The 22,088-nt window shown below is 49.6% G+C and carries 20 protein-coding genes and 2 tRNA genes; 11 read left to right on the plus strand and 11 right to left on the minus strand.

Going from position 1 to position 22,088, the window contains the following annotated elements; translation table 11 throughout:
• Positions 1-18: 18 nt before the first annotated feature.
• On the plus strand, positions 19-528 hold the full coding sequence (locus ONT08_RS07945) for a DUF5675 family protein (RefSeq protein ID WP_264959661.1): 510 nt from the start codon (positions 19-21) through the stop codon (positions 526-528).
• Between the two features lie 15 nt (positions 529-543).
• Complete coding sequence (locus tag ONT08_RS07950) at positions 544-951, plus strand: N-acetylmuramoyl-L-alanine amidase (protein ID WP_119235969.1); 408 nt, start codon at positions 544-546, stop codon at positions 949-951.
• Positions 952-1,041: 90 nt separating this feature from the next.
• Here the strand turns inward: ONT08_RS07950 and ONT08_RS07955 are convergent, their stop codons facing one another.
• From ONT08_RS07955 to lon, 6 genes are all read right to left on the minus strand, one after another.
• Positions 1,042-2,376, minus strand: a complete 1,335-nt coding sequence (locus tag ONT08_RS07955; RefSeq protein ID WP_117586919.1) for an NADP-specific glutamate dehydrogenase — start codon at positions 2,374-2,376, stop codon at positions 1,042-1,044.
• 220 nt (positions 2,377-2,596) lie between these two features.
• The gene (locus ONT08_RS07960) at positions 2,597-3,898 is read right to left on the minus strand and encodes a ComEC/Rec2 family competence protein (RefSeq protein ID WP_264959662.1); all 1,302 of its coding nucleotides are present in this window, start codon (positions 3,896-3,898) and stop codon (positions 2,597-2,599) included.
• A 31-nt stretch (positions 3,899-3,929) separates the two neighbouring features.
• Positions 3,930-5,618, minus strand: a complete 1,689-nt coding sequence (locus tag ONT08_RS07965; protein WP_264959663.1) for a DEAD/DEAH box helicase — start codon at positions 5,616-5,618, stop codon at positions 3,930-3,932.
• 85 nt (positions 5,619-5,703) lie between these two features.
• Entirely contained in the window at positions 5,704-6,945 is a 1,242-nt protein-coding gene (locus tag ONT08_RS07970) for an LptF/LptG family permease (protein WP_118085928.1), read from the minus strand.
• Positions 6,946-6,958: 13 nt separating this feature from the next.
• Positions 6,959-8,086, minus strand: coding sequence for a tRNA guanosine(34) transglycosylase Tgt (tgt, locus tag ONT08_RS07975; RefSeq protein WP_006849113.1), 1,128 nt, complete (start codon positions 8,084-8,086; stop codon positions 6,959-6,961).
• Between the two features lie 2 nt (positions 8,087-8,088).
• Positions 8,089-10,554: an endopeptidase La gene (gene lon, locus ONT08_RS07980; RefSeq protein WP_117586914.1), complete on the minus strand. Its 2,466-nt coding sequence runs from the start codon at positions 10,552-10,554 to the stop codon at positions 8,089-8,091.
• A gap of 226 nt (positions 10,555-10,780) precedes the next feature.
• On the opposite strand from lon, the gene ONT08_RS07985 reads away from it, so the two are divergent.
• Positions 10,781-11,524, plus strand: coding sequence for a tRNA1(Val) (adenine(37)-N6)-methyltransferase (locus ONT08_RS07985; RefSeq protein ID WP_264959664.1), 744 nt, complete (start codon positions 10,781-10,783; stop codon positions 11,522-11,524).
• A 113-nt stretch (positions 11,525-11,637) separates the two neighbouring features.
• Here ONT08_RS07985 and ONT08_RS07990 read toward each other — a convergent pair whose 3' ends face one another.
• Positions 11,638-12,678 carry a diacylglycerol/lipid kinase family protein gene (locus tag ONT08_RS07990; RefSeq protein WP_264959665.1) on the minus strand — a complete coding sequence of 347 codons (1,041 nt, stop codon included), beginning with the start codon at positions 12,676-12,678 and terminating at the stop codon, positions 11,638-11,640.
• 194 nt (positions 12,679-12,872) lie between these two features.
• On the opposite strand from ONT08_RS07990, the gene spt reads away from it, so the two are divergent.
• From spt to ONT08_RS08025, 7 genes are all read left to right on the plus strand, one after another.
• Entirely contained in the window at positions 12,873-14,063 is a 1,191-nt protein-coding gene (spt, locus tag ONT08_RS07995) for a serine palmitoyltransferase (protein WP_264959666.1), read from the plus strand.
• A gap of 266 nt (positions 14,064-14,329) precedes the next feature.
• Positions 14,330-14,403 (plus strand) — tRNA-Pro (locus ONT08_RS08000).
• Positions 14,404-14,442: 39 nt separating this feature from the next.
• A tRNA-Pro gene (locus ONT08_RS08005) sits at positions 14,443-14,516 on the plus strand.
• A gap of 127 nt (positions 14,517-14,643) precedes the next feature.
• Positions 14,644-15,210, plus strand: a complete 567-nt coding sequence (locus ONT08_RS08010) for an AAA family ATPase (RefSeq protein ID WP_117586911.1) — start codon at positions 14,644-14,646, stop codon at positions 15,208-15,210.
• A gap of 140 nt (positions 15,211-15,350) precedes the next feature.
• Complete coding sequence (locus ONT08_RS08015; protein ID WP_117586910.1) at positions 15,351-15,710, plus strand: CidA/LrgA family protein; 360 nt, start codon at positions 15,351-15,353, stop codon at positions 15,708-15,710.
• Positions 15,707-16,399 carry an LrgB family protein gene (locus ONT08_RS08020; protein WP_006849545.1) on the plus strand — a complete coding sequence of 231 codons (693 nt, stop codon included), beginning with the start codon at positions 15,707-15,709 and terminating at the stop codon, positions 16,397-16,399. The genes ONT08_RS08015 and ONT08_RS08020 overlap by 4 nt, the downstream gene beginning before the upstream one ends.
• Before the next feature lie 42 nt (positions 16,400-16,441).
• A complete protein-coding gene (locus tag ONT08_RS08025) occupies positions 16,442-17,884 on the plus strand; it encodes a right-handed parallel beta-helix repeat-containing protein (RefSeq protein ID WP_264959667.1) in 1,443 nt (480 codons plus the stop codon).
• A gap of 180 nt (positions 17,885-18,064) precedes the next feature.
• Here the strand turns inward: ONT08_RS08025 and cdd are convergent, their stop codons facing one another.
• From cdd to ONT08_RS08040, 3 genes are all read right to left on the minus strand, one after another.
• Complete coding sequence (gene cdd, locus ONT08_RS08030) at positions 18,065-18,547, minus strand: cytidine deaminase (RefSeq protein WP_118254108.1); 483 nt, start codon at positions 18,545-18,547, stop codon at positions 18,065-18,067.
• Between the two features lie 24 nt (positions 18,548-18,571).
• On the minus strand, positions 18,572-19,861 hold the full coding sequence (locus tag ONT08_RS08035) for a M64 family metallopeptidase (protein WP_181992715.1): 1,290 nt from the start codon (positions 19,859-19,861) through the stop codon (positions 18,572-18,574).
• A 74-nt stretch (positions 19,862-19,935) separates the two neighbouring features.
• The gene (locus ONT08_RS08040) at positions 19,936-20,859 is read right to left on the minus strand and encodes a glucosaminidase domain-containing protein (protein WP_254974003.1); all 924 of its coding nucleotides are present in this window, start codon (positions 20,857-20,859) and stop codon (positions 19,936-19,938) included.
• Positions 20,860-21,006: 147 nt separating this feature from the next.
• On the opposite strand from ONT08_RS08040, the gene ONT08_RS08045 reads away from it, so the two are divergent.
• Complete coding sequence (locus tag ONT08_RS08045; RefSeq protein ID WP_194252372.1) at positions 21,007-21,405, plus strand: 2-amino-4-hydroxy-6-hydroxymethyldihydropteridine diphosphokinase; 399 nt, start codon at positions 21,007-21,009, stop codon at positions 21,403-21,405.
• Between the two features lie 150 nt (positions 21,406-21,555).
• Here the strand turns inward: ONT08_RS08045 and nrdG are convergent, their stop codons facing one another.
• Positions 21,556-22,071 (minus strand): anaerobic ribonucleoside-triphosphate reductase activating protein, encoded by a 516-nt coding sequence (gene nrdG, locus ONT08_RS08050; protein ID WP_022121338.1) that lies wholly within the window; start codon positions 22,069-22,071, stop codon positions 21,556-21,558.
• Positions 22,072-22,088: the final 17 nt, after the last annotated feature.

Here is a 22,088-nt window from a genome sequence, read left to right on the forward strand (position 1 = left end):
TATTAATTGTAAATTATCATGAACATCAATATATTCCGCCGTCGCTTCACTCCATGGAGTGTGGATGGCACAATGGTTATAGGTGGCAAGATTTTCTGCGACACCTTAGAACGTCCTAACCGTCATTTGCCAGCAGGACGTTATAAGATTTCTCTCATTCCTACCAAGCAAAAGAAGGTGTCGGAGACAAAGAAGAAAAATAAGTATGAAAGAGGAAAATATGAAATTGTGATCAAGCCTGTTATTCTGTTAAGATCCCATTACGTGCCTCGTACTGTTAGGCGCAGAGCTCGCTTCGTGCCTGGCAACGGTCCGCTACGTCTGAGAAACAAGAGTATTATTCTGGGCAGGTCTCATTATACCGGAATCGTTACGCAATCAGAAAAATGCTATAATGAATTTTGCCAGTTGTTGGATGAGGAATTCAAGAGGATGAAGAAAAAGCATCTACCGTGCAGAATCAATCTGTTTATCAGGGATTTGGGTGTTGACGGAATCCCCTTCAATTATCTGCTTATTTTTCAATAATTAATATTCAATATCATGCGTAAGATAAGGGAAATCATCATTCATTGCAGTGCGACCAAGGAAGGTCGCAACTTCACCGTAGCGGATATTGACCGCTGGCACCGGGAGCGCGGAATGCGCTGCATAGGTTATCATTTCGTGATTTATCGTGACGGCAGCATTCATGTAGGCCGTGCGATAGAGGAGGTTGGCGCCCATTGCAAGGGCCATAATTCCATCAGTATAGGCATTTGCTACATCGGCGGCTTATCAAAGAAAGGCAAGCCGAAGGATACAAGAACCCGAGACCAGAAAGCGGCAATGCGCTCGCTCATCGAGCAGCTGAAGGAGGAATATCCGTTAGCCACGATTCATGGTCATAATGAATTTGCCAACAAAGCTTGTCCCTGCTTTGATGTAAAGAAGGAGTGGGGGAAGGAGTAGACACAAAAAATAGCGGATCTGTCACAGACCCGCTATTTCCTAATTTCCTATTTTTCTATTGTGTTAATTTTGTTTAAAAATTTTCTAGCCTTATACAATGCCCTGAGCCATCATAGCCTTAGCTACCTTCAGGAAGCCGGCTACGTTTGCACCCTTTACGTAATTTACGTAACCGTCTGGCTCTGTACCATACTTCACGCAGTTAGCGTGAATATCGTTCATGATGTCGTGGAGCTTAGCATCAACCTCCTCACGAGACCACTTCAGACGCTCTGAGTTCTGGCTCATCTCAAGACCTGATACGGCAACACCACCTGCGTTGGCTGCCTTACCTGGAGAGTAGAGAATCTTAGCATCCTGGAATACCTTGATAGCCTCTGGAGTAGTAGGCATGTTGGCACCCTCGCTTACTGCGATTACGCCGTTGGCGATGAGAGCCTTGGCTGCCTCTTCGTTGATTTCGTTCTGAGTAGCTGATGGGAGAGCGATGTCTGCCTTCTCAAACCAAGGCTTAGCACCCTCAACATATTTTACACCATACTTCTCTGCATACTCCTTGATACGGCCACGCTCTACGTTCTTGAGCTCCATGATGTAATCGAGCTTCTCGCGGTCGATTCCGTCTGGGTCGTAGATGTAACCGTCTGAATCTGAACATGTAACTGGCTTAGCACCCAACTGGAGCAACTTCTCCATAGTGTACTGGGCTACATTACCTGAACCTGAAACCAAAACAGTCTTGCCCTTGATGTCAATACCCTTGGTAGCGAGCATGTTGCAGAGGAAGTATACGTTACCGTAACCTGTAGCCTCAGGACGGATCAATGAACCACCGAACTCCTGACCCTTACCGGTCAAGACGCCCTGGAACTGGTGTGTCAACTTCTTGTACATTCCGAAGAGGTAACCTACCTCACGGCCACCTACACCGATGTCACCAGCTGGAACATCCTCGTCTGGACCCATGTGACGATAAAGCTCTGTCATGAAAGCCTGGCAGAAACGCATTACCTCGTTGTTGCTCTTGCCACGTGGAGAGAAGTCGGAACCACCCTTTGCACCACCCATTGGGAGAGTAGTAAGAGAGTTCTTGAATGTCTGCTCGAAAGCCAAGAACTTCAAAATACCCAAGTTTACTGACTTGTGGTAGCGAAGACCTCCCTTGTAAGGGCCAATCGCGTTGTTGTGCTGAACGCGGTAACCCATGTTAGTCTGTACGTTGCCCTTATCATCTACCCAAGATACGCGGAACTGGATGATGCGGTCTGGAATGCAGAGACGCTCGATGAGGTTTGCCTTCTCAAACTCTGGGTGCTTGTTGTACTCTTCCTCGATAGTACCGAGAACCTGACTAACTGCCTGAATGTACTCAGGCTCATTTGGGAATCTTCTTTGGAGATTCGCGATTACTTCAGATGCTTTCATAATCTTTAATCTTTTATTGTGTTTAAATTCTTATTTTTTATTTCTGCTTGCAAAGATACATGTTTTTCTTGAAAACACCAACAAAAAGAAAGAAAAAATGCAGAAAAAGTAGAAAAAAGTCATTTTTTAACATTTTTAGCCACGTTTTGTAGCGCTTTTGTGTACGCACACCTTATTATATAAGAGACGTTTTTTCGGGGTTTAAGCCTTTATTTCTGTTTTAGGGAATCTTGCATTCTGACGACTTCTGTTTATCTATCCTGCGCCATAGGGCATAAATGAGCAGGATGATAGCGTAGAGACTGATTACCTGAGGCAGACTGATTCTTACGTTTTCGATGCTTGCTCCAGGCAGCATGCTAATCAGTTTTATGGCTGTATTCAAAAACTGGGTGATGCTGGTAAGGGCGCCTGATGTAAGGCTGATGAGTGGGGCGACAACCGGTGTTATGGGCGCCCATAACGTGAGTGGGGAGAACAGGATTAATGCTGCTCCAAGATATAGGATGAGGGTTGCTGCGGGAATGGCGATGTAATTGGTGAGAAGTGAATAGCACGATATTCTGCCGAAGGTGTAGACGATGACCGGAAGGGTTCCTATCTGGGCTGCCAGTGAAACGCAAAGGAGTCCCCATGCCCAACGGATGAAACGGCTGCGGATGGGGAGGAGGGTGTAAAGGGGTGTGAAGAACAGCAGAATGGAGGCTACGGCCAGGAACGAAAGCTGGAAACTCAACTCGAAAAGATAGAGTGGACTGATGAAGAGCATAAATATATAAGCTGAGGCTAAGATGTTGAGCGGCAGACCGGTACGATGGAAAGCTAAACTTAAGCTGTAGGCTGAAAGCATGATGGCTGCACGGACTGCACTTGCCGGTAATCCTATGAGAAAAACGTAGGTCCAGATGGAGATGAGGGACAGGATGATGGTGTAAACTGAGTACTTTCTGCCGCCTAGCAGAAAGATAAAAAGCTGGAAGATAATGCCTATATGAAGTCCGCTTACTGCCAGGATGTGACTGGCTCCGGAAATGGAGTAACTGTTTCGGGTGTTCGAATCGAGTGCGCTCTTGTCGCCCAGCGCCATGGCTGCGATGACTGCATAGTCTTGCTGTTTTACGTGAAGGGAAACCAGTTTGCTTTCAATATTGCTTTTATAGCGTTCGGTATTGATTTTTGCCCGTGTGAGGTAAGACAGTTCCTGCCAGTTTTTCAGTTGTGCAGAGGTTTGGGAATCAGCTATTTGCTTACAGGTAAGAAAAGCCCCAAGGCTCAGGATGCATAAATGAATCATCACGCATTGGGAGAAGATGAGAAACTGGTGGCTCCTGCTGAAGTAAGTTTTTTGGCTTAAGAACTCAGTAAGGAAAAAGATGATGCTGTCAGGGGCGCATGAAATGATGGAGATGATGAGCCAGAAGCGCATGTTGAAATCATCATAGCCCCATTTGGCTATGATGATTCCGATCGTCAGTGTGAGGCTGATGGTCATGAGCGGGGTGAGGGATAGCTCTTTCATCATTCCTCTTTCCTTTTAAAAGATGATAGTTTATCTATTTCTTGAATCCGAAGATGCGCTTGATGAATGTCTTCACAGCGTTTTCTTTCTTCTGTGGATTTACGATAGGGGTGTGCTTGCGTGCAGCCGGCTTGTCGCCCTTTTTCTGGGCTACGCCTCTGCCACGGCCGTTGCTGCCTGGGCGAACATTGTTCTCGGTGCCTGGGCGCTGCTGGTTGCTGTTATTGCTGTTATTGCGGCGCTTCTGGCTGTTGCTGTTCTTTGGCTGCTCGCCTGGCTGGGCTGGCTTTCTGTTCTGCTGCTTTGCGTTCTGCTGCCTGTTGCCCTGCTGTGGCTGCTTGCCGTTTTTCTGCTGAGGCTTGTTATTGCCCTGCTGTGGCTGCTGTTCGTTGCTGCGTGGTGCTTTTTCCTGACGCTCGTTTGGCTTGTTTGGCTTACGCTTGTGAGAAGTCTGGTCGCGGTCTTTCTGTCGGCGGTTCTTGGCACTGTTCTTTCCGGCCTCGCCGTTTCCGCCGTTACCGCGTCTGTTGTTTCTTCCGTTTGCGCCTTTCTTCTTCGGCTTGTTGAGCTTGATGTATTCAGGACCTTCGCCGCATCCCTCAGGGAGAGGCATTTTGTCTACCACCTTCTCCAGGAACTTCTCTATCTGCTGGAACCAGTACTGGTCTTCTTCGCTCACGAAGGTGATGGCTCTACCATCGCGGTTGGCACGGGCTGTACGGCCGATGCGGTGAACGTAATCTTCTGTATCGTGAGGAACATCGTAATTGATGACCATCTCAATATCATCGATGTCGATTCCGCGCGCCACAATGTCGGTAGCTACGAGAACATCATACTGTCCGCTCTTGAACTTGAACATCACATCGTCGCGTTCAGCCTGTTCCAGGTCGCTGTGCATGGCTCCGCAGTTTACTCCAATCTGCTGGAGGGAGGCTGCGAGTTGCTTCACCTTGAATTTGCTGCCGCTGAAGACGATGACACGCTTCAGGTCGCCTGCCTTGAAGATGTCCTTGATGATGGTCATCTTCTGGGTTTCGTAGCATACGTATGCTTCCTGCTTGATTTTCTCGGCTGGCTTGCTGACGGCAAGTTTGATTTCTACCGGATTCTTGAGCAGGGTCTTAGCCAGTTCTTCTATCTTCTCAGGCATGGTTGCCGAGAACATGATGGTCTGGCAGGTCTTTGGCAGTTTTGCCGCGATGGTCTTGATGTCGTCAGAGAAACCCATGTCGAGCATGCGGTCGGCCTCGTCGAGGATGAAGAAGCTTACCTTGCTGAGGTCTACATTGCCCAGAGAGATATGGGAGATGAGGCGGCCCGGGGTGGCGATGACTACATCGGCGCCCATGCGGAGGCTGCGCAACTCCTGATCGTAACGGTTGCCGTCGTTGCCGCCGTATACGGCTACGCTGCTCACGCCCTGCAGGTAATAGCCGAAGCCTTGCATCGCCTGATCTATCTGCTGGGCGAGCTCGCGGGTTGGTGACATGATGACGCAGTTGATGGCGTCTTTCGGATAACCGCCGTCATCGAGCTTGCTCAATACTGGCAGCAGATAGGCTGCGGTTTTGCCGGTTCCGGTCTGGGCTACACCCAATACATCGTGACCTTCTAATATCTCTGGAATGCACTTTTCCTGTACTGGAGTGCATGTGTCGAAGCGCATGTCATATAATGCGTCGAGCACGTTGTCGTTTAAATCTAATTCGTCGAAATACATTCTTCTATAGTTTACAGTTTACGGTTTATAGTTTATAGGGAGCACGGCTGCTATAAACTATAAACTCTTAATTATTAATTGATAATTACCTCGGTGCCTTGCGGTAGCAGAAGTAGGCTACGATGGCGAAGAGGAAGTTTGGAAGCCACGCTGCCAGGACAGGCGGGAAGTTGGCCTGAATGGCGAAGGTGGCAGAAACCGTCTGCAGCATGATGTAGCCGAAACTCAGCGCAAGTCCTACGCCCAATGCTGCTCCCATGCCGCCTTTGCGCTTGCGGGCTGAGAGGGAGACGCCGATGATGGTGAGGATGAACGAGGCGAAGGAAGAGGCGATGCGCTTGTGGTATTCTACCTCGTACTGCACTACGTTGCCCGAACCGCGGTTGATTTGCTTGGAGATGTAATCGCGGAGCTCAGGACTGGTGAAGGTTTCCTGCTGACCCTTGGAATAGACCAGGTCGGTAGGTTCCATCATGATGATGGTGTCCTTCTGCGCTCCGCTCGTAATATGCTCCTTCATGCCCTGGAGCTTGCGGATTTTCCAGTTGCTCAGCTTCCAGTGATACTTGCTGTCGGAAATGGTGTCGTACTGGATGTCCATCGCTGTGAGGTGGCTTACGAGTTTCTTGTCCTGGAACTTGTCGAGACAGAATCCGTAACCGCGTTTCATGCTGTTGTCGTAATGCTGCATATAGGCAATCACTCCCTTGTCTACCTGCAGCTGTACATTCTCGGCACTGGTATTCTTCTTCTTGTTCTTGTACATCGTCTCGAAGTTCTGCCTGATAACGGTTCCGTGGGGAATGACGTAGGCTGAGAGTCCGAAGGAGAGGGCTGAGAGCAGCACGCAGGTAATCATGTATGGGCGAAGGAGACGCTTGAAGGATACTCCCGACGCCAGGATGGCGATGATTTCGGAATTGCTTGCCAGCTTGGTGGTGAAGAGAATGACCGCCACGAACACGAACAGCGCACTGAAGAGGTTGGCAAAATAGGGCACGAAGTTGGCGTAGTAATCGAAGATGATTGCGCGCGCTGGTGCATGGTGCTCTGTGAATTTTGACAGGTTCTCGTTGAAGTCGAAGACGATGGCGATGGAGATGATCAGGGCGATGGAGAAGAAATAGTAGCCCAGAAACTTCTTGATAATGTACCAGTCGAGCTTCTTGATGTACCTGAACGGGTTGAGAAACCTGAATATGCGCAGGAACCGGAGCTTGTGAGCCAGCCAGCGCACAGCCCTGATGAGCCACCCGAACTTGCGGGAAGCCCATCGGCCGGTGCGGTAGAGCCGGCGGTGTTTTCTTATTTTCTTAAAATCTTTCATGATGCTTGCTTACTTAAATTCTTCGGCCAAGCTGGTCGATGATGGAATTCTTCCATGCCACGAAATCGCCCTGCTCGATATGATGGCGGGCATCGGTCACGAGGCGCAGATAGAAAGAGAGGTTGTGGATGCTGGCTATCTGCATCGCCAGCAGCTCCTGGGCCTTGAAGAGGTGGTGGAGGTAGGCCTTCGTGGTTACGAGGTCGATGTCGCAGCCGTCTGGATCTACCGGACTGAAGTCTTTCTCCCACTTCTTGTTGCGCATGTTCATCGTGCCCTGATAGGTGAAGAGCATGGCGTTGCGGCCGTTGCGGGTCGGCATTACGCAGTCGAACATGTCTACGCCGCGCTCGATGGCTTCGAGGATGTTCTGCGGGGTTCCTACGCCCATCAGATATCTCGGCTTGTCTTTCGGCAGGATTTCGTTCACTACTTCTATCATCTCATACATCACCTCGGTAGGCTCTCCTACGGCAAGTCCGCCTATGGCATTTCCGTCGGCTCCCTTGTCGGCAATGTATTTGGCTGCTTCGCGGCGCAGGTCCGGGAAGGTGCAGCCCTGAACGATAGGGAAGAGGCTCTGCTGATAGCCGTAGAGGGGCTCGGTCTCATTGAACCGCTTGATGCAGCGGTCTAGCCAGCGCTGGGTGAGCATGAGGCTGTTCTTGGCGTACTGGTAATCGCTCTGTCCCGGCGGACATTCATCGAAGGCCATCATGATGTCGGCTCCGATGATGCGCTCGGTGTCCATCACATTCTCCGGTGTAAAGAAGTGCTTGCTGCCGTCGATGTGGGAGCGGAACTCGCAGCCTTCTTCCTTGAGCTTGCGGATGCCGGTGAGCGAGAAGACCTGGAAGCCGCCGCTGTCGGTGAGGATAGGACGGTCCCAGCCGTTGAACTTGTGCAGTCCGCCTGCTGCCCTGATGACGTCAAGACCTGGGCGCAGGTAGAGGTGATAGGTGTTTCCGAGGATAATCTGTGCCATGACCTGCTTCTTGAGTTCCTCGAAGTGGACGCCCTTCACGCTTCCTACGGTTCCTACGGGCATGAAGATTGGGGTCTTGATCTGTCCGTGGTCGGTGGTGATGATGCCTGTACGCGCATCGCTTGCTTTATCTGTTACTTGTAATTCAAATTTCATTTCTATTCTTTTTTATCATTTTCCTCAATGCTGAAGTCTGTAGGGTTTTTCACCTTCTCGTCGGTCAGCGCGAACTGCCAGACGTCAGCCACATTCTCTACATAGTGGAAGTCTACGCCCTTGAGATATTTCTCCGGTATTTCCTCTACGTTCTTCTGGTTCTCCCTGCACATCACGATGTGCTTGATTCCTGCCCGCTTGGCTGCCAGAATCTTCTCCTTGATTCCGCCTACCGGGAGCACTTTGCCGCGGAGGGTAATCTCGCCGGTCATGGCTGTGTTGGCACGTACCTTGCGCTGGGTGATGGCTGAGGCGATGCTGGTGGCGATGGTGATTCCGGCAGAAGGACCGTCTTTCGGGGTGGCTCCCTCAGGCACGTGGATGTGGATGTTCCACTGCTCGAAGATGCGGTAGTCTACCTGGAGCAGGTCGATGTGCGACTTGACGTATTCCAGTGCGATAATGGCTGATTCCTTCATCACGTCGCCCAGATTTCCGGTCAGGGTGAGCTTGCCTGCCTTGCCCTTGCTGAGCGAGGTTTCGATGTAGAGGATTTCGCCGCCCACTGAGGTCCAGGCTAGTCCGGTTACCACTCCTGCATAGTCGTTGCCCTGGTAGATGTCGCGGTTGAACGGCGGATTGCCCAGCAGGTCTTTTACTTCGGCAGGGGTGATGGTGTAGTTCTTCAGCTCCTGGTTGCAGGCCAGTTTGTAAGCCATCTTTCGCAGACTCTTGTCAATCTGCTTCTTCAGCTGTCTTACGCCGCTCTCCCGGGTATAGTGCTCGATGATGAATTCGAGGGCATTCTTGTTGAAACTTACCTTCGGCGAAACCTTGTCGAGTCCGGTGCTTTCCAGCTCTTCCGGTACGAGATGGCGCTTGGCAATCTCTGTCTTCTCTTCGGTGATGTAGCCGCCTACTTCTATCAGCTCCATACGGTCGAGGAGCGGACGCGGAATGACGCTCAGGTCATTGGCTGTGGCGATGAAGAGTACCTTGGAGAGGTCGTAATCCATATCGAGATAATTGTCGTGGAAGGCATTGTTCTGTTCCGGGTCCAGCACTTCGAGCAGGGCTGATGCAGGGTCACCATTGAAATTGCTCTGCGCCACCTTGTCAATCTCGTCGAGGATGAAGACAGGATTGCTGCTGCCTGCCTTCAGCATGTTCTTGATGATGCGGCCCGGCATGGCTCCCACATAGGTGCGGCGGTGACCGCGGATTTCGGCTTCATCGTGCAGACCGCCCAGCGACATGCGTACATACTTGCGCTTCATGGCTGCTGCGATGCTCTTGCCCAGACTGGTCTTTCCTACGCCCGGAGGACCGTAGAGGCAGAGGATAGGACTCTTGCCGCCGCCGTTCAGTGCTCTTACGGCGAGGAATTCCAGGATGCGCTCCTTCACATTTTCCATGCCGTAGTGGTCGTGGTTCAGAATGCGCTTGGCACGGGTCAGACTGAGGTCGTCCTGGGTGTAGGAGTTCCAAGGTAAATCTACCATGGTCTGCAGGAATCCTATCTGTATCGAATAGTCAGGACTTTGCGGGTTCAGGGTGTCGAGCTTGGCAATTTCTTTCTTGAAGATCTTGGCTGTCTCTTCGCTCCAGTTCTTCTGTTTCGCCTTCTCCAGAATCTCCTTCTTCTCCGGACTGGCGTTGCCTTCTCCCAGTTCTTCCCTGATGTTCTTAATCTGCTGCTTGAGGAAGTATTCCTTCTGCTGTTCATCAAGGTCGTAGTGGGTTTTATTCTCAATCTCAGTCTGTATGCGTAGCAGATGGCGCACCTTGTTCAGGGATCTGATGGCAATCATGATGCGCTCGCTGAGATTTTCCTCTTTCAGCATCTTGATTTTATCCTCGATGGAGAAAGGGAGGAGGGAGCACATGAAGTTGCACTGCATGTGAATGCTCGAGAGTTCGTTGATTGCCTGGATGGCCTCGTCAGTATAGTTGGCGTTTGATTTGATATAGTCTGTCGCTTCGTAATGGAAGTTCTCGTAGAGCATTCTGAAGAGTTCATCGTTGTTCTCGTCAGGCCATTTCTCCGGAAGACTTTTTACGTCAATTACTGTGTAAGGCTCTTTTTGAACGAGATGTTTCATCTGACATCTGCCCAGACCCTGGATGATGATGCTCATCTGCTCTGTGCCAGGCATCTTAATCACCTTGATGAGTTTGGCGAAGACACCTACAGGGTAGAGGTCTTCTTCGTAGGGTGATTCTGTATCTTTGTTCTTCTGGCAGAATACGCAGAATATGGTGTCTGGTTTCTTTTCCAGCATCCGGACGAGATTCAGACTTTCCTTTCTGCCCACAACGATAGGGGTCATGTTGGTAGGGAAAACTACAATATCTCGCATGCAGAGGGTAGGGTACAAGCCTTCTTCCTGGTCTTCGATCAGGGTTTTCGGGTCGCCCTCGTAATCTGCAATCATTTGTATTCGGGTACTTGTTCTTCTATTATCCATTTTTTTGTTATGATTTCTATTTTCCGTGCAAAGGTACTCATTTTTTATGAAATATCGTGGAAGATGATAGATTATTTAATAATAAAATTGCTTTTTCTATATATTAGTACCCGTTTTTATAGATGTAAGTAGCTGCTTTTGCAGGTGGAAGTGGCAATTTCTGCTGTTTGCGATAAAATAAATCGGCGGCGCATTCGTTTTCTTCTGTAAAGAGACAGAAGAATTTATGGGTAATTTTCGATTTAAACAGTTTGAGATAGAGCAAGACCGTTGTGCCATGAAAGTGGGAACTGACGGCGTTTTGCTGGGTGCATGGGCGCAAGGTGGCAGGCGGGTTCTGGACATTGGTTCCGGAACGGGACTGATTTCGCTCATGATGGCGCAGCGTTTTCCTGAAGCTGAGGTAGTGGGGATTGATATGGATGCTGATGCCTGCGGACAGGCGAGGGAGAATGTGATGGCAAGTCCGTTTCGCGACAGGGTGGAAATAGAATGCTGCAGACTGCAGGATTTCGGGGGAGCTTCGGAAGCTGCTGAGGCTTTGGAGACTGCTGAAGATTTGAAGGCTGCCGGTGTTTTTGATGCGATAGTGAGCAATCCTCCGTTCTTTGTAGATAGCTTGAAAAATCCGGACAGTAAGAGGACGATGGCGAGACATACGGACAGTCTTCCGTTCCGCGATTTGTTTGCGGGTGTAAAACGGTTACTTTCTGATGATGGTATTTTCTCTGCAATTGTTCCCGTAGAAGTAGTGGAGCAGTTTGTTGCAGAGTCTTGTATATTAGGTTTTTATCTTATACAGAAGTGTGGTGTAAGGACGGTAGAGCGCAAGCAGCCAAAGCGCTTTATGCTGAGTTTTGCCAAGCATCGCATTTCGCCTTACGAAGAGTGTGTTGAAACGATGATGGATTCGCAGGGAAACCGCTCGGAATGGTATAGGAAAATAATGGAAGAATTCTACCTTTTCTAGGAGTGTTGAATGTTGAATGTTGAATGTTAAATGTTGAATGGATAGCGTTTAATGATTAACTGAGCTTACTTGCGAAACTTCAGGGAAATCACCATTTAACATTTAACATTGTTTCAAAGGTTCAGCTTCTTCTGTACCAGTTTGCTGATAGCTTCTACTCTTTTGCTCTGGCGCTGGATGTCTTTATGAATATCATCGCGCACGGCATTGATGTCGTTGAAGAAATCGGCAAAGGCAGACTGAATCATGTTCGGCTTGCGGTCGTTCTTGTTGGCAAACGGGTTCACCAGCATCTTGATTCCCTTTTCTTCCAGGTGAACATCAATCTCTGCACCCGTCATTACAGGGTCGCCATCATAATGGATTACGCCTGGCTGACTGCGGGTGATATGGAGCTTCTTGCAGCGGAACGACTTGATTTTCGAGTTCTTGTCCAGCGTCTTGTTGAACATGTCGAAACTTACCTGAGGCGCCTCGATTACATCGAATGGTTCCATGATGACGACATCCATCAAACCGTCGCTCATGGATGCTTGAGGGGCAATATAGGCATTGTTGCCATACTGAGATGCGTTGGCGCAGGAAATGAGGAACGCCTTATACTGCTTGGTGCCCGTCTCGTCCTCCAGCGTGTAAGTCTCAGGCTTATACTTCAATCCCTCGCGCAGGATATTTTCAGCATAAGTGATAGGACCACGCTTGCCGCTCTCGGCAAACTTCATGCTGACGAAAGCGTCAAAGCCCATGCCGCAGGTGCAGAAGAACGGGTGGTCGTTGATGACACCATAATCCAGATCTCTAATCTGGCATTGGTTGATGACCTCTATGCATTTCTTCAGGTTCATCGGGAGCAGCAGATGTCTTGCCAGTCCGTTGCCCGAACCGCAAGGCAGAATGCCGAGGGCAGTATCGGAGTGAACCAGTGAGCGGGCCACCTCGTTGACGGTTCCGTCACCACCAACCGCCACAACCACATGTACATGGTTGTTCTTCGCTTCGGTAGCAATTTCCGAAGCGTGCCCAGCTCTTTCAGTCATTCTTATCTCGTACTCAAAAAGCTCTTTGTCCAAAACAGAATCTATCAGACTGGGAACTGCCGCCTTGCTGGCTGTTCCTGAAATCGGATTCATGATGAAAAGTATCTTTTTCTTCATTATATAGTCAAGAGTTTGTAAAATTTAGGCTGCAAAAGTAATAAAAATACCCAAAATAACAAGAAATATCGATTAAAAAAACTATAAAAGTAAACTTTCTTATAAAAAAAGCCATTTATTGAGTTCTTTTTTGTATCTTTGCACCCTGAAACTTAGAAAAATATAAAAAAGATAATAAAGTACACCTATTAATAATGGGACAATTACAAGAAAGATACAAGAATTATCGTGAACCTCAGAAGTATATGGCTGCCGGTGTGTATCCATATTTCCGCGAGATCACAAGTAAGCAGATGACAGAGGTAACCGACATCGATGGTCATAAAATCCTGATGTTCGGTTCTAATGCTTATCAAGGTTTGACTAACGACCAGCGTGTTATTGATGCAGCAAAGGCTGCGCTCGACAAGTATGGTTCTGGTTGTGCAGGAAGCCGTTTCCTCAATGGTACGCTCGATTTGCACGTGCAGCTCGAAAAGGAGCTTGCTGAGTTTATGGGCAAGGATGAAACTTTGTGTTTCTCTACAGGATTCTCTGTTAACCAGGGTGTCTTGGCTTGCGTAGTAGGTCGTAACGACTATGTTATCTGCGATGACCGCGACCACGCAAGTATCGTAGATGGCCGCCGTCTCTCATTCGCTACCCAGCTCCACTACAAGCACAACGATATGGAAGATTTGGAGCGCGTGCTCTCTAAGCTCCCTGAGGAGGCTATCAAGCTCATCGTTGTTGACGGTGTGTTCTCTATGGAGGGCGACCTGGCTAACTTGCCTGAAATCGTTAAGCTCAAGCATAAGTACAACTGCTCTATCATGGTAGACGAGGCTCATGGTCTTGGCGTATTCGGCAAGCAGGGTCGTGGTGTCTGCGACCACTTCGGTCTGACCGATGAGGTAGACCTCATCATGGGTACATTCTCTAAGAGTCTGGCTTCTATCGGCGGTTTCATCGCATCAGACAAGGATACGATCAACTTCCTCCGTCACAACTGCCGTACTTACATCTTCAGCGCCTCTAACACTCCAGCTGCCACAGCAGCAGCTCTCGAGGCTCTCCACATCATTCAGAATGAGCCAGAGCGTTTCGAGAATCTCTGGGATGTAACCAACTATGCCTTGAAGCGTTTCCGCGAGGAAGGTTTCGAGATTGGCGAGACAGAGAGTCCTATCATTCCTCTCTACGTACGCGATGCTGAGAAGACATTCGTTGTTACCAAGATGGCTTACGATGCAGGTGTGTTCATCAACCCTGTTATTCCTCCAGCTTGTGCTCCTCAGGATACATTGGTACGTTTCGCACTCATGGCTACTCATACAAGAGAGCAGGTTGAGCAGGCTGTCCAGATCTTGAAGAAGATTTTCGTAGAAGAGGGAATCATCAAGTAAAATCAGATTTCTGATTTAAAAGTTCAGCAAGTATGGTTGCGGTTCTTTGCCGCTACTATATATGTAATAAGGTATAAGGGCAATTCCGGATAGGGGTTGCCCTTATTTTTTGCCTGTTTCCCAGCCATTTTGCATTAAAATGCATATTTTTTTGAAAAAAATTAGGGAAAAATTTGGTGGAATCGAAAAAATGTAGTACCTTTGCACTCGCAATTCAGAAATGATGCTTAAAGCAATGCTTAAAAGGTGTCGTAGAGATGAGTGAGCGGGGTGTAGCGCAGTCCGGTAGCGCGCCTGTTTTGGGAACAGGTGGTCGCAGGTTCGAATCCTGTCGCCCCGACTCAATTTACTCTCAGTCAAACCTTTAGTAAAGCACCAACGGGGTGTAGCGCAGTCCGGTAGCGCGCCTGTTTTGGGAACAGGTGGTCGCAGGTTCGAATCCTGTCGCCCCGACAACAAGAAAGCTAAGAAGAGTCAAATCTTCTTAGCTTTTTTGCTATATAAAACTCCCGCCATGGATGGGCTGGAGGTGGATAACGGAACAGAGTAATTATTATATACGTTTTAATTTTATAGAATCATGATTATTACGATAGCGCGCCAGTGTGGATGTGGCGCTGTTCGCGTGGGCAAGCTGCTCGCCGAAAAGTATGGTATTCCTTTTTATACCCGTAAAAATATGATGGAAATGGCTGAACAGAGAGGAGTGCTCGACGAGATGGAGGCTTTCTTCGATGAGCGGCCGGTAGATGAACTGCTCTTCTCGATGTCGTCGCTTGGCGAAACGCAGAGGGCGCTGACAGAAAAACCGCTCCATACACTTGCCGATATGATAGGCGATGAAGACTGTATCATCATCGGCCGTTGCGGAAACTATATCTTCCGCGAGCGCAAAGACCTGATTTCTGTTTTCCTGAGCGGCAATCTGGAGGCTCGCATCAAGGAGATTCAGGAGGAGAAGGGCTTTTCGTATGATGAGGCTGAGGAGTTTGTAGAGCACACCGAGGATTGCAGAGTGGCTTATCATAAGTATTATACAGGCCTTACCTGGGGAAATGCCGATGATTACGACATCTGCCTGGATACTGTGCGCCTGGGCGTAGAAGAGACGGCAAGCCTCATTGAGCAGTACGTTAGCTTGATATAAGAGAGGGCTTTACCTTTGGCCTTCTTTCGGACCTTTTTCCTGAGGGAATCCGATGGAATCGGATTCAACGGTGGCTCGGAGGGAGACATGGTAATCATAAAGTTCCAAGTTCAAAGTTTCAAGGTTTAAAGTAATTCAACATGAAGTTTTTAATTCAATTTTTGATAATCATAGCGTTCTCCTTTGCTGGAGAATTGCTCCATTTTTTGCTGCCATTGCCTATTCCGGCAAGCATCTATGGCATCATCCTGCTCTTTCTTGCGCTGGAAACAAAACTGATCAAGGTGAAGCATATCCGCGAAACCAGCAGTTTCCTCATTGCCATCATGCCCGTGATGTTTATTCCGGCTGCCGTAGGACTGATTGATTCCTATCAGGATATCGGCAATGCATGGTTCCAGTATATCGTAGTTACGGTGGTCAGCACCTTCGTCGTGATGGGTGCTTCGGGCTGGATTACGCAGATGGTAATCAGAAAAGGAAAGGAGGCGAAGAAATGAACCAGTTATTCCAGGATTCTGTCTTCTTCGGCGTTCTCATCAGTCTGGCTGCCTACGGCATAGGCATGCTGCTGAAGCTGAAGACGGGATGGTCGCTGATGAACCCGCTGCTCATCTCCATCATCCTCGTCATCATCACGCTCCTGCTGACGGGCGTAGATTACAAAACCTATTCGGCGGGCGCCAACAGTATCAGCTATCTGCTCACACCAGCCACCATCTGTCTGGCTGTGCCGCTTTATCAGCAGGTTGAGCTTCTGAAGAAGAATTATCGGGCTGTGCTGATCGGCATTGTTTCGGGCGTGCTGGCGAGTCTCTGCTCCGTGCTCATTCTCGCCCTCATCTTCCATTTCGACCATGCGTCCTACGTTACCTTCCTGCCTAAGAGCATCACTACCGCCATCGGTATCGGCGTTTCTGAGGAGTTGGGCGGTCATGTTTCGGTTTCGGTGGTTGTCATCATCGTAACGGGTGTGCTGGGCAATATCTTTGCCGAGAAGTTCCTGAAGCTTCTCTCCATCAAGGAGCCTATTGCCAAAGGTATCGCCATCGGCTGTTCTGCCCATGCGCTGGGTACGGCAAAGGCGATGGAAATGGGTACCATAGAGGGAGCCATGAGCAGTCTGAGCATCGTGGTTTGCGGTGTGATGACGGTTGTTGGCTCATCCATCTTTGCCTTGTTTATGTAGAATCAGATACAATAATATTTCCCTTTTTCCGTTTTTATAGATATGAAACGGAAAAAGGGATTTTTGTATATAATGGGTGTAGGGATGGCGATGAGCGCCCTGCTTGCCAGTTGTGCCGACGATGAGAGTTTCTCAACGTCGAGGGGAGATGTGCTCTCGTTTTCGGTAGATACGCTGAAGATGGACACCACCTTCTCGAATGTGCCTACGCCTACCCGAAGCTTCTGGGTTTACAACCGTACGGGCAAGGGGCTGCGCTGCCAGTCGGTGCGTCTGGAAAATGGTAACCAGAAGGGCTATAGGGTGAATGTTGACGGATCTTATCTGGGCAGCGAAGCGGGATTCCAGACGCTGAATGTGGAGATCAGGAAGGGTGACAGCATACGTGTGTTCGTAGAACTGACTTCGGCGATGCAGAACAGCGAAAAGCCGCAGCTGGTGAGCGATAACCTGGTGTTTGCGCTGGAAAGTGGCGTGGAGCAGAAGGTGAACCTGAGGGCGTTTTCATGGGATGCGATGAAACTCAATTCGCTCGAGGTGAAACAGGACCAGCTTCTGGAGAGTACGCTGCCGGTAGTGGTTTATGGCGGCATCAGGGTTGATTCGGCTGCTACGCTGACCATTGCTCCGGGCACCCAACTCTATTTCCACGAGAATGCGGGTTTGCAGGTGTTCGGTTCGCTGAAGATTGAGGGCGAAAAGGACAGGGAAGTGGTGATGCGGGGCGACCGACTGGACCACATGTTCGATTATCTGCCTTATGACCGCACGCCGGGACAATGGCAGGGAATCAGACTGATGTCTTCGGCTCATGACTGCAGGATTTCGTTTGCAGATATTCATAGTGCCTACGATGCTGTGATGATAGAAGCGGGCGATGCTACGAAGCAGAAACTGCTCATTGAGAACGCTACGATTCATAACAGTCAGGGCTACGGTGTGAGAATTGATTCTGCCAAGGTGCAGATTTATAACTCGCAGATAACCAACTGCCTGAAACATCCGCTCTATGTAGAGGGTGGAGATGTAGAGGTAAACGGCTGCACCATAGCCCAGTTCTATCCGTTTGACGGGCGCCGCGAGTCTGCCATCGGTTTTGCCTCTCCGCTGCCTCGTTTCGAGGTGAGAAATTCGCTCGTAACGGGCTATCATGATGATGAGGTGGTCTGGGAGGCTCCGAAAGAGGAGGATGCCTTCAATTTCCTCTTCGACCATTGTGTGTTGCGCACGGAGAAGCTGGAGACGGACGACAGTCTGAAGTTCACCCATGTGGTTTATGAGGACATCAAGGATACGACGGTGTTTGCCGAGAAGCATTTCCGTCTTTTCGACACCGACAATCTGAAGTATGATTTCCATCTACGCAAGGAGTCGGCAGCAATAGGTAAGGCAGATGCAGAAACCCTGCCTGCAACCGACCGTGATGGTTTGCCGAGAAAGAAAGAGCAGCCTGCCGCAGGATGCTTTGAATATAGGGAGGAATAAGAAGCGGGTGTGTCATAAGATTCTTGCCTAGGGTATAAGATAAGGCACGGATTACACGGATTACACGGATTTATGTTTCTAATCTAAGCGATTATAATCTTATAAAAAATCCGTGTAATCCGTGTAATCCGTGCCTTAAAACTGTAGAGGACAAGCTTTATGCCACACCCTTTCTGTATCTTATTCCTTCATGTTCGAATCTACGAAGCTGAAGGGGAGAAGGTCTTTGATGCTGTCGAAGCAGTAGGTGCCGTTCTCGCCATAGAGCAGGATGCGTACGGGGCGCTGGTAGCGGTCTTCCATCTCCAGTATCACCTGGCGGCAGGCTCCGCATGGCGAGATAGGCGACTTGAGGAAACCATTCCCGTTTCTCGCTGCTATGGCGAGCGTCAGGATAGGCTGGTCGGGATAGTTGCTCTGGGCACCGAAGATGGCGCTGCGCTCGGCACAGAGTCCCGACGGGAAGGCGGCGTTCTCCTGGTTGGCTCCAATTACGATCCTGCCGTCGCCCAGAAGCAGGGCTGCTCCCACATAGAAGTGGCTGTAGTTAGCATACGCATTGCTGGTGGCAGCCTTCGCCCTGTTTACGAGCTCCTGCTCCTGCTGGCTCAACTCCGAGAGCTGAGCCACCATGTATCTGATGTTTAGGTTTTGCTCTTTCATAGATATAATGTTTTTATGATTTCTTTATTTCGTGTAGAAGTCGATGAGGTCTTGCAGCGCCTTCTTGCATACCGGGCAGAATTCCGGTGTTTCGTTGATGCGCATACGGCAGTCCTGCACACCGCGGTAAACGCCCTTCAAGCTGTATCCGGCACCTTCGAAGACACCCACCTTGCTCACCGCCTCCTTCTCTTTCTTTGAGAGCGGAGTAGGAATCTTGGTCTTCTTGTCTATCATGTTCTCCCATTTTCCGTGGAAATCGGCAAGGGTAGTGATGTTCTTCTCCCAAGGCTCTACATCGTGAGGATACATCGGTATCTGCTCCTGCTCGTAGGCGTATTCATCGGCAAGTCCGGCAAAGGAATGCCCAAACTCATGCACCACTACCGGCTTGAACCATTTCTGGTGGCAGGTGGTGAGATTGTATGAATTGAGGATGCCGCCACCGCCATACTTATCCGAATTTACCAGCACGATGATGTGCTCGTAGGGGGTACCTGCCAGCCAGTTGTGCAGGTCTTTGAGATGCAGGGTGGTAAGGTAGCGGTCGCTGTAGAAGGTGTCGAAATGAGAGCTGAGGGCGGTCTCGTGCCAGATGCCCTGGGCTGGAATGCTAGGTCCGCTCTGCTTGGATGGCGATTTTACGGCTACGATGTTGAAGCGGTCTCTCATGCTCTTGAAGGGTTCGTGGGCGAAGATGGCCTCTGTAGCCTCCTGCGCATCTTTCAGGAATACAGGCATCTCTGCATCGGTATAGCCTTCAGCCACGTATGCGATGTGGATGCATCGGGTGGTGTCGGCAGCCTGCTGCAGGGTGACGTATGGTGTAGGCTTGTTGCCTTTCTGATGAATCAGAATGTCCTTCGGCGCTACCTGGTGGGTGAGCGTGGTGGTTATCTCGCGGCGGTTGTTGCGCAGGTCGAGGGTGATGTCTACGGTATCTTTCGGCATCGGAACGAGGAATACGTTCTCGAAACTCTGCGTGTTCTTCTCTGCCTCTGGATAGGAGAGCCATTCCTGGAAGAGGGTGGAGAAAGAGTTGCGGTAGATGATTTTGCCTGAGCGGTGGTCGCGTACGGTTATCTGTCCGTTGCCCTCTACCGGGAGTTCGGCCAGTCGCTGCCGTTTTCCGTACCAGCGTGGCATTACGTTGAGTTCGTCTACTGCTATCATCTGCTGTTTCTGGTTGCCGGCAAAGGTATAGTCTACCCGCAGCGTCTTGTCTGTGAAATAGTCGTCAAAGTTTTGCGCCTTTATTGTGCCGGGTGCCATCAGCATCGCCATGGTGGCGAGGGATAATATCATTCTCTTCATTGTATTTTCATTTAAAATTCACATTCACATTCACATTTCTCACCGAATCACCAAGTGACCGAATCACTAATCACTTATCTCACCCTCAGTCTTGTTCCTACGCTTACCGGGATGTTAGGGTCGAGATGGTTCATCTTGTAGAGTTTCTCCAGTCGGATGCCATACTTCTGCGAGATGGTGTACATGCTTTCGCCCGGCTGTATCACGTGAGGGCGCTTCTTATACTGCTTAGGTGCCTTGGAGCGTTTCTTTTTCAGATAGATGATGTCGCCCTTGTGCAGCACGGCGTGCTTGTTGCGCTCGTTGTAGCGAGCCAGTTTGCGCCAGCTGATGCCCACCTCCTTGCCTATACTCTTGAAGGTGTCGCCTTCGCGGGCATAGAGATAGTAATTCTTGTTGAAGATATGGATAGGGTGCAGCAATCCTTCGGCGTTTACAGGCTGGTCGGTACCGCTGTGGGTAGCCATGAAGCGGTCGTAGCGCTTGGCCTTGTCATACTGGTTGAGCTTGTAGAGCTCTATGATCTGTATCAGCTTGCTGGCATACTGCGGGTTGGTGGCGTAGCCGCAGGCTTTCAGTCCGCGAGCCCATCCCTTGTAGTCGTGCAGCGAGAGTTCGAAGAGGCGTGCGTAGCGTGGCTGGCGCGCCAGAAACTTGCTGTGGTCTTCGTAGCTGTCTCTTGCGTCCTGGTATACGCGGAAGCATTCGCCCCGGGCATCATCGTCGTGGTACTGGGTTGGGCCCGTCCAGTTGTGACATTTTATGCCGAAGTGGTTGTTGCCCTGGCGTACGAGGTCGCTCCTTCCTGCCGCACTCTCAAACAGTCCCTGTGCTAGGGTGATGCTGGCTGGAATGCGGTAACGGAGCATCTGCTCGATGGCAAGATCCTTATACTGATTGATATATGTCTGATAGGCCTGGTTCCACTTCATCTGTGCGCCCATCGGGAGGCAGCAGAGCAGAGCGAGCCCTAAAATGTTTGCTTTTAGATGATTCATTCTGCAAAAATATAAAAAAAAACGGATAAATCGCGGTTTATTACAAAATTTTTAATATCTTTGCACAAAATATGACATACAAATGCAGGGGCTATCTGTCTCTTCTGAGAGAAACTGACTTGTTTTGTAGAAATAATGATTTTAATAATGAAAACTCGTACAAAAGTAATTATAGCTATCGGCTCTAACAGAAATCAGGAGGAGAATGTGTTGAAGGCGCATGAATATCTGAGATGTATGTTCAAGAACAGCCTCTTCGGTCCGCGCATGTGGACTGAGCCTATCGGACTGGAGAATTCAGATAAGTTTCTGAATCAGGTGATGTTGGGGGAGACCATCTGCTCTAAGAAGTCTGTGCTTGCCGCGCTGCGGAGTGTGGAGCAGAGATGCGGACGCAGAACCCGTGGTCCTTATCGTAAGGTAGATGTTCCGCTGGATCTCGATCTTCTGCTCTATGGCGATGAGAAATTGCACGAGAGCGAGTGGGAGCGTGATTATATTCAGAGTTCTATCAGCTACCTCGAAGAGAAGGATGCTAAGAGATAATGATTTTGGCACGGATTACACGGATTACACGGATTTATGGCGCGAATGCCGATAAATCACTGAAACTTGCGAAACTTCTGTAAGATAAGAAAATCCGTGTAATCCGTGCCTGAAAAAAATAAACGGGAAACCCGAATCTGGTATGTAGATTTACAATACCGGATTCGGGTTTTCTGTTGTAAGATTGAGTTCTATCACTCTTCCTTCTTTCAGCGACTTCTGCACGTTGATGATGCGCTGGTTGCTGCTGCCCCTGAAGAAGAGGTCTTCATCGCGCAATGCCTGTACGAAGGGGCCGTCTACCAATACATCGATTTGGCGGAGGAGTTCCAGCTGCTCGGGATTCTTCACGAGGTTTTCGAAGAGATAGCCCGTAAAGCACCAGATGCTCTTGCTGCTCTGCTCCCTGATGGCGCGCGCCAGCTCGGCAAAGCCCTTTGCCTGAAACATAGGGTCGCCGCCCGAGAAGGTGACGTTGGCGAAGGGGTCGCTCATGATTTCCTTCATCAGCTCGTCGGTAGAGGTCATCGTGCCGTGGCTGATGTCCCACGACTGCGGATTATGGCAGCCCGGACAATGGTTGGGGCATCCCGCACAATAAATGGATGTGCGGAAGCCCGGACCGTCTACCATCGTATCATGTACGATGCTTAATACGCTAATCATTAATCAATAATCACTAA

Origin of the sequence: Segatella copri (assembly GCF_026015465.1) — a bacterium.
Lineage (GTDB): Bacteria > Bacteroidota > Bacteroidia > Bacteroidales > Bacteroidaceae > Prevotella > Prevotella copri_E.

What these genes read in the sequence shown, in the direction of transcription:
- ONT08_RS07945 (WP_264959661.1), top strand. Translation starts at nt 19, where the DNA reads ATGAACATCAATATATTCCGCCGTCGCTTCACTCCATGGAGTGTGGAT.
- ONT08_RS07950 (WP_119235969.1), top strand. Translation starts at nt 544, where the DNA reads ATGCGTAAGATAAGGGAAATCATCATTCATTGCAGTGCGACCAAGGAA.
- ONT08_RS07955 (WP_117586919.1), bottom strand. Translation starts at nt 2,376, where the DNA reads ATGAAAGCATCTGAAGTAATCGCGAATCTCCAAAGAAGATTCCCAAAT.
- ONT08_RS07960 (WP_264959662.1), bottom strand. Translation starts at nt 3,898, where the DNA reads ATGATGAAAGAGCTATCCCTCACCCCGCTCATGACCATCAGCCTCACA.
- ONT08_RS07965 (WP_264959663.1), bottom strand. Translation starts at nt 5,618, where the DNA reads ATGTATTTCGACGAATTAGATTTAAACGACAACGTGCTCGACGCATTA.
- ONT08_RS07970 (WP_118085928.1), bottom strand. Translation starts at nt 6,945, where the DNA reads ATGAAAGATTTTAAGAAAATAAGAAAACACCGCCGGCTCTACCGCACC.
- tgt (WP_006849113.1), bottom strand. Translation starts at nt 8,086, where the DNA reads ATGAAATTTGAATTACAAGTAACAGATAAAGCAAGCGATGCGCGTACA.
- lon (WP_117586914.1), bottom strand. Translation starts at nt 10,554, where the DNA reads ATGGATAATAGAAGAACAAGTACCCGAATACAAATGATTGCAGATTAC.
- ONT08_RS07985 (WP_264959664.1), top strand. Translation starts at nt 10,781, where the DNA reads ATGGGTAATTTTCGATTTAAACAGTTTGAGATAGAGCAAGACCGTTGT.
- ONT08_RS07990 (WP_264959665.1), bottom strand. Translation starts at nt 12,678, where the DNA reads ATGAAGAAAAAGATACTTTTCATCATGAATCCGATTTCAGGAACAGCC.
- spt (WP_264959666.1), top strand. Translation starts at nt 12,873, where the DNA reads ATGGGACAATTACAAGAAAGATACAAGAATTATCGTGAACCTCAGAAG.
- ONT08_RS08010 (WP_117586911.1), top strand. Translation starts at nt 14,644, where the DNA reads ATGATTATTACGATAGCGCGCCAGTGTGGATGTGGCGCTGTTCGCGTG.
- ONT08_RS08015 (WP_117586910.1), top strand. Translation starts at nt 15,351, where the DNA reads ATGAAGTTTTTAATTCAATTTTTGATAATCATAGCGTTCTCCTTTGCT.
- ONT08_RS08020 (WP_006849545.1), top strand. Translation starts at nt 15,707, where the DNA reads ATGAACCAGTTATTCCAGGATTCTGTCTTCTTCGGCGTTCTCATCAGT.
- ONT08_RS08025 (WP_264959667.1), top strand. Translation starts at nt 16,442, where the DNA reads ATGAAACGGAAAAAGGGATTTTTGTATATAATGGGTGTAGGGATGGCG.
- cdd (WP_118254108.1), bottom strand. Translation starts at nt 18,547, where the DNA reads ATGAAAGAGCAAAACCTAAACATCAGATACATGGTGGCTCAGCTCTCG.
- ONT08_RS08035 (WP_181992715.1), bottom strand. Translation starts at nt 19,861, where the DNA reads ATGAAGAGAATGATATTATCCCTCGCCACCATGGCGATGCTGATGGCA.
- ONT08_RS08040 (WP_254974003.1), bottom strand. Translation starts at nt 20,859, where the DNA reads ATGAATCATCTAAAAGCAAACATTTTAGGGCTCGCTCTGCTCTGCTGC.
- ONT08_RS08045 (WP_194252372.1), top strand. Translation starts at nt 21,007, where the DNA reads ATGAAAACTCGTACAAAAGTAATTATAGCTATCGGCTCTAACAGAAAT.
- nrdG (WP_022121338.1), bottom strand. Translation starts at nt 22,071, where the DNA reads ATGATTAGCGTATTAAGCATCGTACATGATACGATGGTAGACGGTCCG.